Origin of the sequence: Brenneria roseae subsp. roseae, from assembly GCF_003115845.1 — a bacterium.
GTDB lineage: Bacteria > Pseudomonadota > Gammaproteobacteria > Enterobacterales > Enterobacteriaceae > Brenneria > Brenneria roseae.
The window spans coordinates 203,895-219,258 of record NZ_KZ819029.1 but is presented as its reverse complement, the minus strand read 5'-3'; the positions used below and the strand labels follow the sequence as shown (position 1 = coordinate 219,258).

Annotated in this window: 13 protein-coding genes; 8 read left to right on the top strand and 5 right to left on the bottom strand. The window is 49.9% G+C overall.

Going from position 1 to position 15,364, the window contains the following annotated elements; translation table 11 throughout:
* Positions 1–117: 117 nt before the first annotated feature.
* Both nagE and glnS read left to right on the top strand, forming a co-directional pair.
* A complete protein-coding gene (nagE, locus tag DDT52_RS12925; RefSeq protein WP_136156719.1) occupies positions 118–1,614 on the top strand; it encodes an N-acetylglucosamine-specific PTS transporter subunit IIBC in 1,497 nt (498 codons plus the stop codon).
* A 162-nt stretch (positions 1,615–1,776) separates the two neighbouring features.
* Positions 1,777–3,435, top strand: coding sequence for a glutamine--tRNA ligase (gene glnS, locus DDT52_RS12920; RefSeq protein WP_136156718.1), 1,659 nt, complete (start codon positions 1,777–1,779; stop codon positions 3,433–3,435).
* A 139-nt stretch (positions 3,436–3,574) separates the two neighbouring features.
* Here the strand turns inward: glnS and fur are convergent, their stop codons facing one another.
* Together fur and fldA are read right to left on the bottom strand one after the other, a co-directional pair.
* Positions 3,575–4,024 carry a ferric iron uptake transcriptional regulator gene (gene fur, locus DDT52_RS12915; protein WP_109053699.1) on the bottom strand — a complete coding sequence of 150 codons (450 nt, stop codon included), beginning with the start codon at positions 4,022–4,024 and terminating at the stop codon, positions 3,575–3,577.
* Between the two features lie 325 nt (positions 4,025–4,349).
* Complete coding sequence (fldA, locus tag DDT52_RS12910; RefSeq protein WP_109053698.1) at positions 4,350–4,877, bottom strand: flavodoxin FldA; 528 nt, start codon at positions 4,875–4,877, stop codon at positions 4,350–4,352.
* A gap of 1,045 nt (positions 4,878–5,922) precedes the next feature.
* On the opposite strand from fldA, the gene DDT52_RS12905 reads away from it, so the two are divergent.
* The gene (locus tag DDT52_RS12905; RefSeq protein WP_136156717.1) at positions 5,923–7,599 is read left to right on the top strand and encodes a methyl-accepting chemotaxis protein; all 1,677 of its coding nucleotides are present in this window, start codon (positions 5,923–5,925) and stop codon (positions 7,597–7,599) included.
* A 56-nt stretch (positions 7,600–7,655) separates the two neighbouring features.
* Here DDT52_RS12905 and ybfE read toward each other — a convergent pair whose 3' ends face one another.
* Both ybfE and ybfF read right to left on the bottom strand, forming a co-directional pair.
* Complete coding sequence (gene ybfE, locus DDT52_RS12900; protein ID WP_109053724.1) at positions 7,656–7,937, bottom strand: LexA regulated protein; 282 nt, start codon at positions 7,935–7,937, stop codon at positions 7,656–7,658.
* Positions 7,938–8,177: 240 nt separating this feature from the next.
* Entirely contained in the window at positions 8,178–8,945 is a 768-nt protein-coding gene (gene ybfF, locus DDT52_RS12895; RefSeq protein WP_136156716.1) for an esterase, read from the bottom strand.
* A gap of 382 nt (positions 8,946–9,327) precedes the next feature.
* Here ybfF and seqA point away from each other — a divergent pair, with 382 nt between their 5' ends.
* Together seqA and pgm are read left to right on the top strand one after the other, a co-directional pair.
* Positions 9,328–9,858: a replication initiation negative regulator SeqA gene (gene seqA / locus DDT52_RS12890; protein ID WP_136156715.1), complete on the top strand. Its 531-nt coding sequence runs from the start codon at positions 9,328–9,330 to the stop codon at positions 9,856–9,858.
* Positions 9,859–9,894: 36 nt separating this feature from the next.
* Positions 9,895–11,538 (top strand): phosphoglucomutase (alpha-D-glucose-1,6-bisphosphate-dependent), encoded by a 1,644-nt coding sequence (gene pgm / locus DDT52_RS12885; protein WP_136156714.1) that lies wholly within the window; start codon positions 9,895–9,897, stop codon positions 11,536–11,538.
* A gap of 93 nt (positions 11,539–11,631) precedes the next feature.
* Here the strand turns inward: pgm and DDT52_RS12880 are convergent, their stop codons facing one another.
* Positions 11,632–12,060 carry an EamA family transporter gene (locus tag DDT52_RS12880; RefSeq protein WP_136156713.1) on the bottom strand — a complete coding sequence of 143 codons (429 nt, stop codon included), beginning with the start codon at positions 12,058–12,060 and terminating at the stop codon, positions 11,632–11,634.
* 459 nt (positions 12,061–12,519) lie between these two features.
* On the opposite strand from DDT52_RS12880, the gene DDT52_RS12875 reads away from it, so the two are divergent.
* From DDT52_RS12875 to DDT52_RS12865, 3 genes are all read left to right on the top strand, one after another.
* A complete protein-coding gene (locus tag DDT52_RS12875; RefSeq protein WP_136156712.1) occupies positions 12,520–12,726 on the top strand; it encodes a YbfA family protein in 207 nt (68 codons plus the stop codon).
* A gap of 314 nt (positions 12,727–13,040) precedes the next feature.
* Positions 13,041–14,507, top strand: a complete 1,467-nt coding sequence (phrB, locus tag DDT52_RS12870; RefSeq protein WP_136156711.1) for a deoxyribodipyrimidine photo-lyase — start codon at positions 13,041–13,043, stop codon at positions 14,505–14,507.
* Positions 14,500–15,243 carry a type 2 GTP cyclohydrolase I gene (locus tag DDT52_RS12865; protein WP_136156710.1) on the top strand — a complete coding sequence of 248 codons (744 nt, stop codon included), beginning with the start codon at positions 14,500–14,502 and terminating at the stop codon, positions 15,241–15,243. Before phrB ends, DDT52_RS12865 begins: the two co-directional genes overlap by 8 nt.
* Positions 15,244–15,364: the final 121 nt, after the last annotated feature.

Sequence of the window (15,364 nt, the reverse complement as noted above, 5' to 3'; positions counted from 1 at the left end):
TTGCGTAGCGAAATATTTTTCTTACACTCCATGCCAAAGCCATACACGATGGTTTGACCCGGCAGTGAGCAAATCTAACCGGCAGTTTTGTTTACCCCTAGGGGAAGAGAGGAAAAGGTGAGTATTCTAGGCTATTTACAAAAGGTTGGGCGGGCGTTGATGGTACCAGTCGCGACGTTGCCTGCCGCCGCCATCCTGATGGGTGTCGGCTACTGGATAGATCCGGTGGGCTGGGGAAGTGAAAATGCGCTGGCGGCGCTGTTTATCAAATCAGGTGCGGCCATTATTGATCACATGGCGGTGCTGTTCGCTGTGGGTATTGCGTATGGCATGTCGAAAGATAAAGACGGTGCAGCCGCACTCACCGGTTTTGTCGGCTATCTGGTATTGACCACGCTCTGTTCGCCAGCGGCAGTTTCCATGATTCAGAACATCCCGGTCGATCAGGTGCCTGCGGCTTTCGGGAAAATTGAAAATCAGTTTATTGGTATTCTGGTCGGTATTATTTCAGCGGAACTGTATAACCGCTTTAGTCAGGTTGAATTACCGAAAGCGCTGTCATTTTTCAGCGGACGCCGTCTGGTTCCCATCCTGACATCGTTCCTGATGATTCTGGTGGCATTCATTTTGATGTACGTGTGGCCAGCCATTTACAATGCGCTGGTGGCTTTTGGTGAACACATTCAGCAATTGGGCTCGGCTGGCGCCGGGATCTATGCGTTCTTTAACCGTTTGTTGATCCCTGTTGGTTTGCATCATGCCTTGAATTCAGTGTTCTGGTTCGATGTCGCCGGGATTAACGATATCCCGAATTTCCTTGCCGGGCAGCAGTCCATCGATGCGGGTAAAGCGGTTGTGGGGATCACCGGACGTTATCAGGCAGGCTTCTTCCCCATTATGATGTTTGGTCTGCCTGGTGCCGCATTGGCGATTTATCACTGCGCGCGTCCTGAGAATAAGAGCAAGGTTGCCGGGATTATGATCGCGGCCGCATTTGCTTCCTTCTTCACCGGGATCACCGAACCGCTCGAATTCTCCTTTATGTTTGTCGCGCCGGTGCTGTACTTCCTGCATGCGTTGCTCACCGGGATTTCCGTGTTCATTGCGGCCAGTATGCATTGGATAGCCGGTTTCGGGTTCAGTGCCGGTCTGGTGGATATGATGCTGTCGTCGCGTAACCCATTGGCGACGCACTGGTATATGTTGATACCACAGGGACTGGTGTTCTTTAGCGTTTACTATCTGGTGTTCCGTTTTACCATCACTCGTTTCAACCTGCTGACGCCCGGGCGTGAACTGTCCGTCAGTGGCAGCGAAGCCGATGGATATAACGTCAACACAACGCCTGCAACATCCACCGCTCAGGATGCCAACCAACTGGCTCGAGGCTATCTGGCGGCGCTTGGCGGTAAAGATAACCTGGTTGGGATTGATTCCTGTATTACGCGCTTGCGTCTGAATGTTGTGGATTCCGGTCTGGTTGACGAAGCCCAGGCCAAACGACTCGGTGCAGCGGGTGTTATCCGCCTGAATAAGCAGAGCGTTCAGATAGTGGTGGGGACGCAGGCGGAATCCATTGCTTCTGCGCTGAAGAGCGTCAGCAAAGAGCAATAAACGTCACACAGTGATGGTTTGCTATAAATTTATGGGGTGAGATCACAGTCTCACCCCATTTTTTTCATCATTAATAATTAAATGAAACTAACAGTTGTTTCCCGACGTAGCTTGTTGGATCATTAGCGGTTATATGTCGTTTTAGCATTTGAGGAATCAAGCATGAGTGAGGCTGAAGCCCGCCCAACTAACTTTATCCGTCAGATTATTGATGAAGATTTGGCATCCGGTAAGCATGATCATATCCAGACGCGTTTTCCGCCAGAGCCTAACGGCTATCTGCATATTGGGCATGCGAAGTCTATCTGTCTGAATTTTGGCATTGCACGCGATTACAATGGGCAGTGCAATCTGCGCTTTGACGATACCAACCCGGTAAAAGAAGATATTGAATACGTTGAGTCGATCAAACGTGACGTAGAGTGGCTGGGGTTCTCATGGAGCGGCGAGGTTCGCTATTCTTCCGACTATTTCGATCAGTTGCACCTGTATGCGGTTGAGTTGATTAGTAAAGGACTGGCATACGTTGATGAACTGACGCCGGAACAGATCCGGGAATACCGCGGTACGCTGACGTCGCCAGGGAAAAACAGCCCTTATCGCGATCGTACCGTACCGGAAAACCTCGCGCTGTTTGAGAAAATGCGTAACGGCGGTTTTGCTGAAGGAAGCGCTTGTCTGCGTGCCAAGATTGATATGGCATCGTCATTTATCGTTATGCGCGACCCGGTTCTCTATCGTATCAAGTTCGCTGAGCATCATCAGACCGGCAACAAGTGGTGCATCTATCCGATGTATGACTTTACCCACTGTATTTCCGATGCGCTGGAAGGCGTGACGCACTCCCTGTGTACGTTGGAATTCCAGGATAACCGTCGGTTGTATGACTGGGTACTGGACAACATTACGGTTCCTTGCCATCCACGTCAGTATGAGTTTTCTCGCCTGAATCTTGAATATGCCATCATGTCCAAGCGCAAGTTGAATCTGCTGGTCGAGGAAAAGGTTGTCGAGGGATGGGACGATCCGCGTATGCCAACCATTTCTGGTTTGCGTCGTCGCGGTTATAGTGCGGCGTCTATCCGTGAGTTTTGTGTTCGCATCGGGATTACCAAGCAGGATAATAATGTCGAAATGGCGGCGTTGGAATCCTGTATCCGCGACGATCTGAACGAAAATGCGCCGCGTGCCATGGCGGTTCTGGATCCAGTGAAGCTGATTATTGAAAGTCTGCCTTCAGACCATGAAGAGCGGGTTACCATGCCAAATCATCCGAACAAGCCGGAGATGGGGACTCGCCAGGTGGCGTTCAGCCGTGAGATTTATATCGATCGCGCCGACTTCCGTGAAGAAGCCAACAAGCAATACAAACGTTTGGTGCTGGGTAAGGAAGTCCGCCTGCGTAATGCTTACGTGGTCAGAGCCGAGCGTATCGAGAAAGACGAGCAGGGCACGATCACCGCTATTTATTGCAGCTACGATCCTGAAACGTTAAGTAAAGACCCGGCAGACGGTCGCAAAGTGAAAGGGGTGATTCATTGGGTGTCAGCAGCCCATGCGTTGCCGGCAGAATTCCGTCTGTACGATCGTTTGTTCAGCGTTGCGAACCCGGCCGCGGCGGAAGATTTTCTGTCCACCATTAACCCGGATTCACTGAAGATTACTTATGGATTTGTCGAAGCCAGCCTGGCGCAGGCTGAAGCAGAGAAGGCCTATCAGTTTGAACGAGAAGGTTATTTCTGCGCAGACCGTGTTTACTCCAGTGCAGAGCATCTGGTGTTTAACCGTACTGCCGGCTTGCGGGATACCTGGGTTGGCTAACGCCGGACAGAGTACCCGGTAATATAAAAATAAAACCGCCTCGGCGGTTTTATTTTGTGACGAGCTATCCTGCCCGTCACCCTGCGGGCCGTCGCAAGCGATGTTAAAAATCGCTTCGGCGATTTTTTATGCGGTCGATTTATCTTCTTGCATCGTGCAGGGTTTCGTCTTCACGGCAATCCCCTGCGCTGCAATGGCCATACAGATACAAACTGTGGTTTGTCAGTTTGATACCATGTCTTTCTGCGATTTCGCGCTGACGCGCTTCAATATATTCATCGCGGAATTCAATGACTTTGCCACAATCCAGGCAAATCAGATGGTCATGATGATGTTGTTGAGTCAATTCAAAAACTGATTTACCACCTTCAAAATTATGGCGGGTGACAATACCAGCATCATCAAACTGATTAAGTACGCGATAAACGGTCGCCAGACCAATCTCTTCGCCCATATCAATCAGTTTTTTGTATAAATCTTCCGCACTGACGTGATGGCACTCTGGGTCCTGTAATACTTCCAGAATTTTCAGTCTTGGAAGAGTGACTTTCAGGCCGGCCTTCTTTAATGCGGTGTTATTGTCAGTCATGCGGATTTAGTCCTGTTGCTTACTTATATCAATGGAGGCTATCTAGCCTATGACATCGGTCGGCTCAAAAAATGTAATAGCGTCCCAATTATAGAACCGTGCATGCAAAATGGAAACCATGGAATGTTAACAATGTTGTCCCCACACCTATTATAGGTATTGACGCAATGTGTTGTTGATAAATGAAGAAACATTCATGCACGTACAAAACCGATGGGTTTATTGTACAGGTTTATGGCGGGAAGTTAAAAAAATGTGTCAATTATTATGAAAGGTTTTTCCTATTGATCTGGCCCTGATCGTGCTATCAGGGCCAGAAACAATATTAACCAACCAGCTCTTTCAGGTTCAACTCTTCGCTGATCTGTTTAACCCAGGTCGTTACGCGTTCGCTGGTCAGTTCAGGTTGACGATCTTCGTCAATGGCCAGACCGATGAAATGGTTGTCATCCGCCAGACCTTTCGATGCTTCAAAGTAATAACCTTCCGTCGGCCAGTGCCCGACAATGGTCGCACCGCGTGGCTCGATGATGTCACGAATGGTGCCCATGGCATCGCAGAAGTATTCTGCATAATCTTCCTGATCGCCACAGCCAAACAGGGCAACCAGTTTACCGGTGAAATCGATCTCTTCCAGCGTCGGGAAAAAGTCATCCCAGTCGCATTGGGCTTCACCATAATACCAGGTCGGAATACCCAACAGCAGAATATCGAAAGCTTCGAGATCTTCTTTACTGCTTTTGGCGATGTCATGAACTTCAGCAACGTCGGTGCCCAGCTGCTGTTGGATCGTCTTGGCAATGTTTTCAGTATTGCCAGTATCACTGCCAAAGAAAATGCCTATCAGTGCCATGAATTAAATAACCTCTTGATTCTTAATGGTATGGTGCCATGTCTCACCCACTTATCGGCTCATAATAACAGACACAACCTGCATGAGAAACTCGTATCGGTAAGGATACGTAAATTGGGTGGGGTTTTATCCGCATCGGTTTGGCGTTGGTTAACACACACCTATTCAAGGCAATCTGGTATGCGAGTGGCAATGTCAATCATGCTGCCATCGCCTTTAAACGAGGTTGATGGTTGATAACACACCGCGTGATAAGGTTGTCACAGGCATGCGGAATTGTTGAAGGAGGGAAGGCGCAATATCAGGCCGTTATTTCCCATATCCGCTTATTCTTTATCATATTAGAATGTTAGCGTGCGAATTAAATATTAAAATCGGGATGCTTAAAAATAAAATGTTATATTTTTTGCTTAAAGAATAATGAAATGCCATTTTGATTTTATCTTTTCGTCTTTTACGCTAATTTCGTCACGTTATCAGGTTACTAGCCGGACAATTTTCGGCAAATCATGAGATGTATGTTGGATTTTTAAACAAATATCATCATGGCGAAGATGATAAGCTATAGGTAGTAGGACCGTATGAAATTGAAAAGTTTAAATTTTATCGGCAATCGTAATATTATCTTCCGGGATATGGCAGACACCTTAAAATCAACCTGACATCGGTGATCTGTGCTGTAGTTCGCCATGGTTGTCGCTCATTGTATCGTCATACTGCCTGTGACCGGATTTTTCCATATGCTGCGGTTAGTGCCGCTAACCTTCTTCAGCGGCATTTAAGGTACTTAATATTCTTATATATCTGAAAATTTATGAAATTGTTCGCGAAATAGAACAATAAATTGAAGAAAGATATCTCCAACGCTAAATATTCTCTGAATTTTGTCGATTAGTCAGCGTGGTCCCTTTTGTTTTCAACACAGTGAAATTGAACATTGGGGGAGATGTAACATATTTCATGACATGGTTTTTCTGAAAACTGTCTGTTGATTAACGATAAAAAGCCATTCTTGTTATTTTAATGCTTAGGTCTGGAGCAAGCTATGAGACTATTAAAAGATATTGCCATTAGAACGGCGATGCTGTGGGTGTTAGGCACCTTTTGCGTATTATGGGGCGGTGTCTCTATCTATACCATGTTCTCTTTTAAAGAGATGACTGCGACATCCAAGACCAGCAGTTTGCTGGTGCAGAACATGAACTTTGTCAATCAAGGCAACGATCAGTATTTTCGTATGGTCACGCGTTTGGCGCGAGCGGTTGATTATCGCCGCAATGGCGATAATGATTCAGCGGATAAAGAGCAGGCATCCGCTTTGAACGCGCTGAATACTTTAAAATCTGATTTGATCGCGTTTAATGCCATCGATCATGCCGGTCTGGATGATGCGCTGGTACAAGCGGTCAGCCGTGACTGGGGTAATCTGATTTCACAGGGCGTTGATCCGCTATACCAAAAGGCGGCCGCCAATGCGTTGGATGATTATCAGGATCAGGCTAAAAACGTGGTGCCGCCGCTGAGCCGGCAGTTCGGCGCATCGCTGACCGCTTTCAGTAAAGCCAGCGCTGACAAGTTTGATGCGGCGGGGGTTCGATTCGAACAGATTACTTCGATCGGCCAGAATATCTTGTTGACCGGTTTGGTGGTCGGTTTGATGATGCTGTTCCTGACCGACCGCTATCTGGTGATCTGTCTGACTCGTCCATTGAACGAGCTGCGCGACCATTTCAGCGTCATTGCTTCCGGCCAGCTAGGCAAGCCGATTATCGATTTTGGCCACAACTGCGTTGGTAAACTGTTTCCGCTGCTGCGGGAAATGCAAACCAGTCTGGCGAATACCGTCAGCACAATCCGCAACAGTACAGACTCTATTTATCAGGGCGCATCAGAGATTGCGGCCGGCAATAACGATTTGTCATCACGTACGGAACAGCAGGCTTCCGCGCTGGAAGAAACCGCTGCCAGCATGGAGCAATTGACGGCAACGGTGAAGCAGAATGCGGAAAATGCCAACCATGCCAGCCAATTGGCGTTGCAAGCGTCAACAACCGCGAAAAAAGGTGGCGACATCGTTGAAAATGTGGTGAAAACCATGTCGGAAATCTCCGGCAGTTCGAGGAAGATTGCCGAGATTACCACCGTGATTAACGGCATTGCCTTCCAGACGAACATTCTTGCGCTTAACGCCGCGGTAGAAGCCGCACGAGCCGGTGAGCAGGGCCGTGGTTTTGCCGTGGTGGCAGGGGAAGTCCGCAGTCTGGCGCAGCGCAGTGCACAAGCCGCGAAGGAAATTGAAGGGCTGATTTCCGAATCGGTACGCTGTGTGGATACCGGATCGAATCTGGTTGAAGATGCCGGTAGCACCATGCATGAAATTGTGCGGGCGGTGACGAATGTAACAGACATCATGGGAGAAATTGCGTCCGCTTCGGAAGAGCAAAGCAAAGGCATTGCGCAGGTCGGTCAGGCGATCGCGGAGATGGATAGCGTGACTCAGCAGAATGCGGCGCTGGTGGAACAGGCCTCGACCGCGGCGCAATCCCTTGAAGAACAGGCGGCGCTGCTGAACCAGACGGTTTCTTTATTCCAGCTGTCCGATCAACATCAACATCAACAATCGCAGGCAGTGGCAAATTCAGCGCCGGCGCCAAAAGCGGTAGCCGCTACGGCTGTCAGAAAAGCGCTGCCGCCCAGCCAGGATAATTGGGAAAAATTCTGAGTCTGGTTTTCCTCAGTGTCAGGGATGACACTGTACCAATCTCATAACTTGATATTTCAGGATGATTGGTCGGCCAACTGCGCCAACAGTATTTGCTCAATAAGTTCGCTACGGCTGATATTCCGTTGTTCCGCCAGACTATTCAGTATATCCACTGCCTCACTATTGATTTTTAATTCAATACGCCGCAATCCGCGAACTTTATCGCGTCGCAGCTGGTTACGCTTATTGATTCTTAGCTGTTCATCACGTGAAAGCGGATTGGTCTTCGGGCGGCCCGGGCGACGTTCATCTGCGAACAGATCCAACGTGGTGCGATCCGTTTGTTCTTTTGCCATAGGTAATGATACTGCAAGGTATTCGGACCAAAACGCGCACATTCTACGTCCTTTATCTTTCATGAAACCGGCGATCTGGTTTGCCGGCATGATGAAATCTATGAGGTATATAACGCGTGCATTTTGATGATGTGGTTACAATGCCTGTGGCTGAATCAGCCGTCCCTCTACTGCGAGCGCCATCATACCTTAGCCGCACTGGCGGCGACAACGGTTAACTGTCGTTGACGGCCTGTCTGGTTAACCGGCATCCAGGAAACGATGAATGGCGCGTAAAACCGCTTCCGGTTTTTCAGAATGCACCCAGTGACCGGCGCCGCTGATCACATATGCGCGGGCTGCCGGGAATTGGCTTAACAAGGCATCACGATAGATATCATCCAGGTAGGGTGAGTTTTCACCGCGAATAAACAAAATCGGCCCCTGCCACGGGGGAACAACCTGCCAACCGACGATATTCTCGTACTGCTCCCACAATACCGGCACGTTAAAGCGCCATTCTCCTTGCTGGAATGATTTCAGCAGAAACTGAATCACGCCTTCTTCTTTAATGAACTGACGCATCAATCCGGCAGCGTCCGAACGCGATGTAATGCCTGCTTCGGTGACGGCCCTGAGCGCGGTAAAAATAACATCGTGTCGGCGTAGCTGATAATCCACCGGCGCAATATCAATCACTACCAGTTTTTCCAGCCGATCCGGAATCAGCGCAGTAAGCGACATCGCAACTTTCCCGCCCATTGAATGGCCGATGACGATGGCTCGTTCAATGTTTAAGTCATCCATTAACGCCAGAATATCCTGCGCCATGGCCGGATAGGTCATCTGTGATGAGCGTGGTGACAAGCCGTGATTGCGTAAATCAACTTGTAGGATATCGTGTTGATTTTGCAGCTCCCGAGCTAATACCCCAAGATTATCCAGATTGCCGAACAGGCCATGAATAAGGATAACGGGTCGTTTGTCCTGCGGCTGATGAGCATTTTGCCAACGATAATTCAATTTCATGGTGAAGTTCATTCAGAGAGACAGGCGCTTAGGGTATCATGACTTTACGACATTATGCTGTCGTTGAAGGAACAGGGACGGCCGCTTGAGCAGAAGCAGAGACATTGGGGCATAATCCGACTTTTTGCATTGTCTGTGCTATGGCGCTGTTCGAGAATGTTTGATCGCTTGTATACTCCTTGACGATTGATTTAAGTAATATACCCGTCATCTTTCAAATGCAGGCGTGTCGGCTTCCTGAATTACCTGGGCTTCCCGGTGGCGCAGCAAGCAGCGTTCAAATCTGCTCCAGGCAGATTTTAGCTAAGTTCCGGGGGCGTTGTTCAGTTGCCGACTTCTGTATGTTGAAATCTATTGGGTAATAAAACAGTACTGGATAAAGATGAAAACTATTGAGGTCGACGAAGAGCTTTATCGTTATATCGCCAGCCACACACAGCATATTGGTGAGAGCGCATCGGATATTTTACGGCGTATGTTGAAATTTACCGCTGGTCAGGTTGCCGTACCGCAAGTACAGGAATCGGCGGCCCCGGCTCAAGCGGCGTCGATGCCGGGGCCACGCGATCGGATCCGCACGCTGCGTGAGCTGCTGTTATCGGACGAATACGCTGAACAGAATAAAGCAATCAATCGCTTTATGCTGGTACTGTCCACGCTGTATACCTTGTCCCCGCCGGAGTTTGCCGTGGCGACGGAATCACTTCATGGCCGCACGCGCGTGTATTTTGCTGGCGATCAGCAAACTTTACTTCAGAATGGTACACACACGAAACCCAAGCATATACCGGGCACGCCATACTGGGTCATTACCAACACGAATACCGGTCGTAAACGCAGCATGGTTGAACATATCATGCTGACGATGCAGTTCCCTGCTGAACTGACAGAGAAAGTTTGCGGAACTATTTAACTCTTTATTTGACAACAGCGTCAGGGAGAAATGCCGATGGCTAATCACCCAAGAGCAGGGAAACCCACCCAGCAGAGCGATTTAATTAATGTGGCGCAACTGACGTCGCAATATTATGTTTTGCGTCCGGAAGTTGGGAATGCAGCGCATGCGGTGAAGTTTGGTACTTCCGGCCACCGTGGTAGTGCAGGGCGTCACAGTTTTAATGAAATGCATATTCTGGCAATTGCGCAGGCGATTGCGGAAGAGCGTAAAAAGCAGGGTATTAGCGGCCCGTGCTATGTTGGTAAAGATACGCATGCTTTGTCTGAACCCGCTTTCATTTCGGTACTGGAAGTGCTGGCTGCCAACGGTGTGGATGTGATTGTTCAGCAGGACAACGGTTTTACGCCAACGCCTGCGGTTTCCAACGCTATTCTGGTGCACAACCGTCAAGGCGGCGCGCTGGCTGATGGTATCGTGATTACCCCGTCTCACAACCCGCCGGAAGATGGCGGCATTAAATACAACCCGCCGAACGGCGGACCCGCGGATACCAATCTTACCAGCGTGATTGAAACACGTGCCAATGCCCTGCTGGCTGATGAGCTGCGGGATGTGAAACGCATTACGCTGGATCAAGCGTGGAAAAGTGGCTACCTGCATGAACAGGATTTGGTTCAACCGTATGTGGAAGGGTTAACCAGCGTAGTGGACATGGCCGCCATTCAACGTGCCGGACTGAAACTGGGCGTTGATCCGCTGGGCGGTTCCGGTATCGCTTACTGGCAGCGTATTGCCGAGCAATATAAGCTGGATTTGACGCTGGTAAACGATGCGATTGATCAGACGTTCCGTTTTATGACGCTGGATCACGACGGAGTCATCCGCATGGATTGCTCGTCGGTATCGGCGATGGCCGGACTGCTGGCGCTGCGCGATAAGTTTGACCTGGCGTTTGCCAACGATCCTGACTATGACCGTCATGGCATCGTAACGCCTGCCGGGCTGATGAACCCGAATCACTACCTGGCAGTATCTATCAACTATCTGTTCCAGCATCGTCCGCAGTGGGGCGAATCCGTTGCTGTCGGTAAGACGCTGGTTTCCAGCGCCATGATCGACCGGGTGGTCGCCGATCTGGGCCGTAAGCTGGTGGAAGTGCCGGTCGGTTTCAAATGGTTTGTTGATGGTCTGTTTGACGGCAGCTTTGGCTTCGGTGGTGAAGAAAGTGCGGGAGCGTCATTCCTGCGTTTTGATGGTACGCCGTGGTCAACCGATAAAGACGGGATCATCATGTGTCTGTTAGCGGCGGAAATTACCGCCGTGACGGGGAAAAATCCGCAGCAGCATTACGACGATCTGGCGCAGCGCTTTGGGGCGCCGAGCTATAACCGTATTCAGGCGCCGGCGACTCATGCCCAGAAAGCGGCGTTGTCCCGGTTATCGCCTGAACAGGTTTCGGCGAATACGCTGGCGGGAGATGCGATTACCGCTCGCCTGACGGCAGCGCCGGGCAATGGCGCGTCTATCGGTGGTTTGAAAGTGATAACCGATAACGGCTGGTTTGCCGCGCGTCCTTCCGGTACGGAAGAAGCCTACAAAATCTACTGTGAAAGTTTCCTCGGTGCAGAGCATCGGGCGCGTATCGAGAAAGAAGCGGTAGAAATCGTCAGCGCTGTGCTGGCGAATGCCAAATAAGTCACCTCAGGCGCTGCTTGCAGCGCCTTTTTTATGGCAGGCAGGACGCCTGCCGCCCTTTCCAGGCAACATTGAAAAATGCTCCCGGCGTTTTTATCCCAGCGCTACCATTAATGCACCTACCGAGATCAGTGCCACACCGACTCCGGCCACCAGCGAAATCTTTTCCCCGAGTAGCAGTACCGCCAGTACCACGGCAAACACCACGCTAAGTTTATCGATAGGGGCAACCTGAGCGACATTCCCGTTTTTCAAGGCAACAAAATAGAATAACCACGACATCGCGCCCGCCACGCCGCTCAGCAGGATAAACAACAGCGCTTTTTTATTGGCAAGAATGTCGCTGACTATCGCGATCTTTCCCTGTGCAACCACGACGCCAACCAGGAAGAGCGCCATGACGACGGAACGGATTGCCGTGGCGGTATTGGCGTCAAGGTTTTGCAGACCGATTTTCCCAAACAGCGCGACCAGTGCGGCGCACAGCGCAGAAAGCAACGCATAGATTAACCAACTGCTCATGAGCTCATATCCCTGAAAATAGACAAAAAACGTTGTGAAGCACAAAACGGAAATGTTACGCCCAGTGGCGGCCAATCGCCAGAGTAGCGGCGTAAAATCGTGAAGCGTTTATGGCAAAAACGCTAACTGGTGGCGATGTCCTGACGTGCAGCCGGATGAGATGGGCGATAATTTTCGCCGTCAATCTTCATCACATACCAAGCCGTTCACTGAACGCCCAATTTATTGTTACGTGGATCTTATGATTTAAAACCATAATTTAACTGGTGATATGTTTGTTTTTAACCATTTTGTAACTTAATGACGTAATTGGGAAAAACTGGCGATTATTTCATCTTTTTCTGGTCGGATGAGTAGTAAATTTTCACTAAAGACGATAAAATTTTAATCAATATCTCAGCTTTAATTTTATCGTTTATGTGAGTGAAGCCGCTCACGCATCCCCAAGGGAGGATCGTTATGTCACTCTATACTGCTTATTCTTTACACCGCATTCTCCTGCGTCGTATTGCTGTTGTCTTCGTCGGCATAGTGACTTTGCCTGTCATGTTATTCCGCCACGATCGCGCACGTTTTTACAGCTATCTACACCGTGTGTGGCTGAAAACCAGCGATAAACCAGTATGGATGGAACAGTCCGAAGCGGCGGCATGCGATTTTTACTAATAGCGCGCATTTTTAATATTGTTGCGATATTGGTTCTCTCTATAGCCCATTCTTGTTTGACCCTCGCTTCGGCGGGGGTTTTTCCTATCTATTGCCTCCATCAATATCATGATTTATGACCTTATTCTCGCCATCGTCTGCATAGAAAAGGGAGAAAATCCGCTATGCTGAACAGAGAGATAGACTTTTTGTAAGGGCAAATCATGATGTTTGAACATATCCCGGCGGGCGTCAGTGCCTGCCTGCTTTTCGCGCCCTATCCGAGAGCGCTGAGGCTGCGTTATGGTCGTTAACGGACAGATTGAGGACGATTCATGAACACCCACCTGGTCTGGCTGCGAAACGATCTACGCATTACCGATAATCTGGCGTTTTCGGCTGCATGTAACGATCCGCAGGCGCGGGTGCTGGCGGTATTCATTGCGACCCCGCAGCAATGGCGGCAACATGATATGTCTTCACGTCAGGCGGCATTTTTGCTGGAAAATCTCAAGGCGGTGCAACAGGCGCTGGCCGAAAAAGGGATTACGCTTTATTACCACGAATGTTCCGATTTTGCGGAGTCGGTGAACTGGCTGGCGGCATTCTGCCAACAGCAGCAGGTATCGCATCTGTTCTATAACCGGCAATATGAAATTAACGAGCGCCAGCGTGACCAACGGGTAGAGCGGTTGTTAGCGGAACGGGTGGTGTGTTACGGGTTTGATGACAGTTTGCTGCTACCTCCGGGGAGTGTATTGACTGGAAACGGCGACATGTTTAAGGTTTTTACCCCTTTTCGCCGCGCGTTTATTAAACGCCTGCTGGAAGCGGACCCCCGCTCTGTTCCCGCTCCTGCGGTACGAAACGGTGGTGCAATCGATATCGCCCAGACTTTAACCCCATTCAGCTACCCGCAGCAGGATATTGACAGTGATTTTCCGGTAGGTGAACCGGCTGCCCTGCGACGGCTCAGGCGCTTTTGCCGCGAGCAGGTGCAGGATTACCACCAACAGCGCGATTTACCGGCGTTAGCTGGCACCAGCAAACTCTCTCCTTATTTGGCGCTGGGTGTCGTTTCGCCACGCCAGTGTTTTAATCGCCTGCGTGCCGAATGTCCTGAGCTACTGGAACGGCGGGAAGGCGGGGCGTTTATCTGGCTTAATGAGCTGATTTGGCGTGAGTTTTACCGCCACTTACTGGTTGCATGGCCGTTATTATGTAAACACAGACCGTTTAGTGCCTGGACGCAGGGTGTCCAGTGGCGTCACTCGCCGGAAGATTTGTCGGCATGGCAACAGGGACAAACCGGCTATCCGATCGTTGATGCCGCCATGCGGCAACTGAATCAAACCGGGTGGATGCATAATCGTTTACGTATGATTTGTGCCAGTTTTTTAGTAAAAGATTTACTTATCGATTGGCGTGAGGGTGAGCGCTATTTTATGCAGCAACTGCTGGACGGTGATTTGGCGGCTAACAACGGTGGCTGGCAATGGGCTGCGTCGACGGGAACCGATGCCGCACCGTATTTCCGTATTTTCAACCCGACCACGCAGGGCGAGCGTTTTGACCCACAGGGCAGATTTATCCGCCGGTTTCTGCCAGAGTTGGCGATCGTGCCGGATAAGGCGATTCATCAACCTCATCAGTGGGCCGAGAAACAGCATTGTACCTTGAATTACCCGCGACCGATCGTCGACCATAAATATGCCAGACAGCAGACGCTGGCAGCTTTTGACGCCGCCAAAAGCGCGAGTGCGGTAAATAATGAACAGAAAGAGAAGAACAAGTATGCATAATCGTGATTTGGAAAAACTGATGAACCAGTTACTGAACGTCGAGACGTTTCAGGACTATGCGCCGAATGGTTTGCAGGTGGAAGGGCGCGATAACGTTCAGCGTATTGTTACCGGCGTGACGGCGTCGCAGGCGTTACTGGATGCGGCGGTTGAACATGAGGCGGATGCCATTCTGGTTCACCATGGTTATTTCTGGAAAAACGAATCCCCGGTTGTCAGCGGTATGAAACGTCACCGTCTGAAGACGCTGCTGGTCAACGATATCAACCTGTACGGCTACCATTTACCGTTGGATGCACATCCGCAGTTGGGTAATAACGCCCAACTGGCGGAACTGCTGGAGCTCAAGGTGCTGGGTATGATTGAACCGCTGGTGCCTCATGGTGAACTCGCGCAGCCAATGAATAGTGATGCGTTTTGCCGCCGTCTGGAAAACCGTTTGGGGCGTTCAGTGCTGCATTGTGGGGATAATGCACCGCAACAGATACAACGTGTTGCGTGGTGTACCGGTGGTGGTCAGGGCTTTATTGAACCGGCGGCCAGATTCGGTGTCGATGCGTTTATTACCGGTGAAGTATCCGAGCAGACGATTCATATCGCCCGCGAAATGGGGCTGCATTTTTTTGCGGCCGGACATCACGCCACCGAGCGGGGCGGTATCAGAGCTTTGGGGGAATGGCTGGCTGAACAACATAATTTTGACGTGACATTTATTGATATTCCTAATCCGGCTTAAGCATTAAATACCATGCTATTTAAGGAGATAGGAAGGCGATAAAACAAAAAACGGCATGGAAAGTCATGTTGGTATCTTTATTGCTTCCTATCAAATAACAGGAAGAGGCAATGATAGCGTC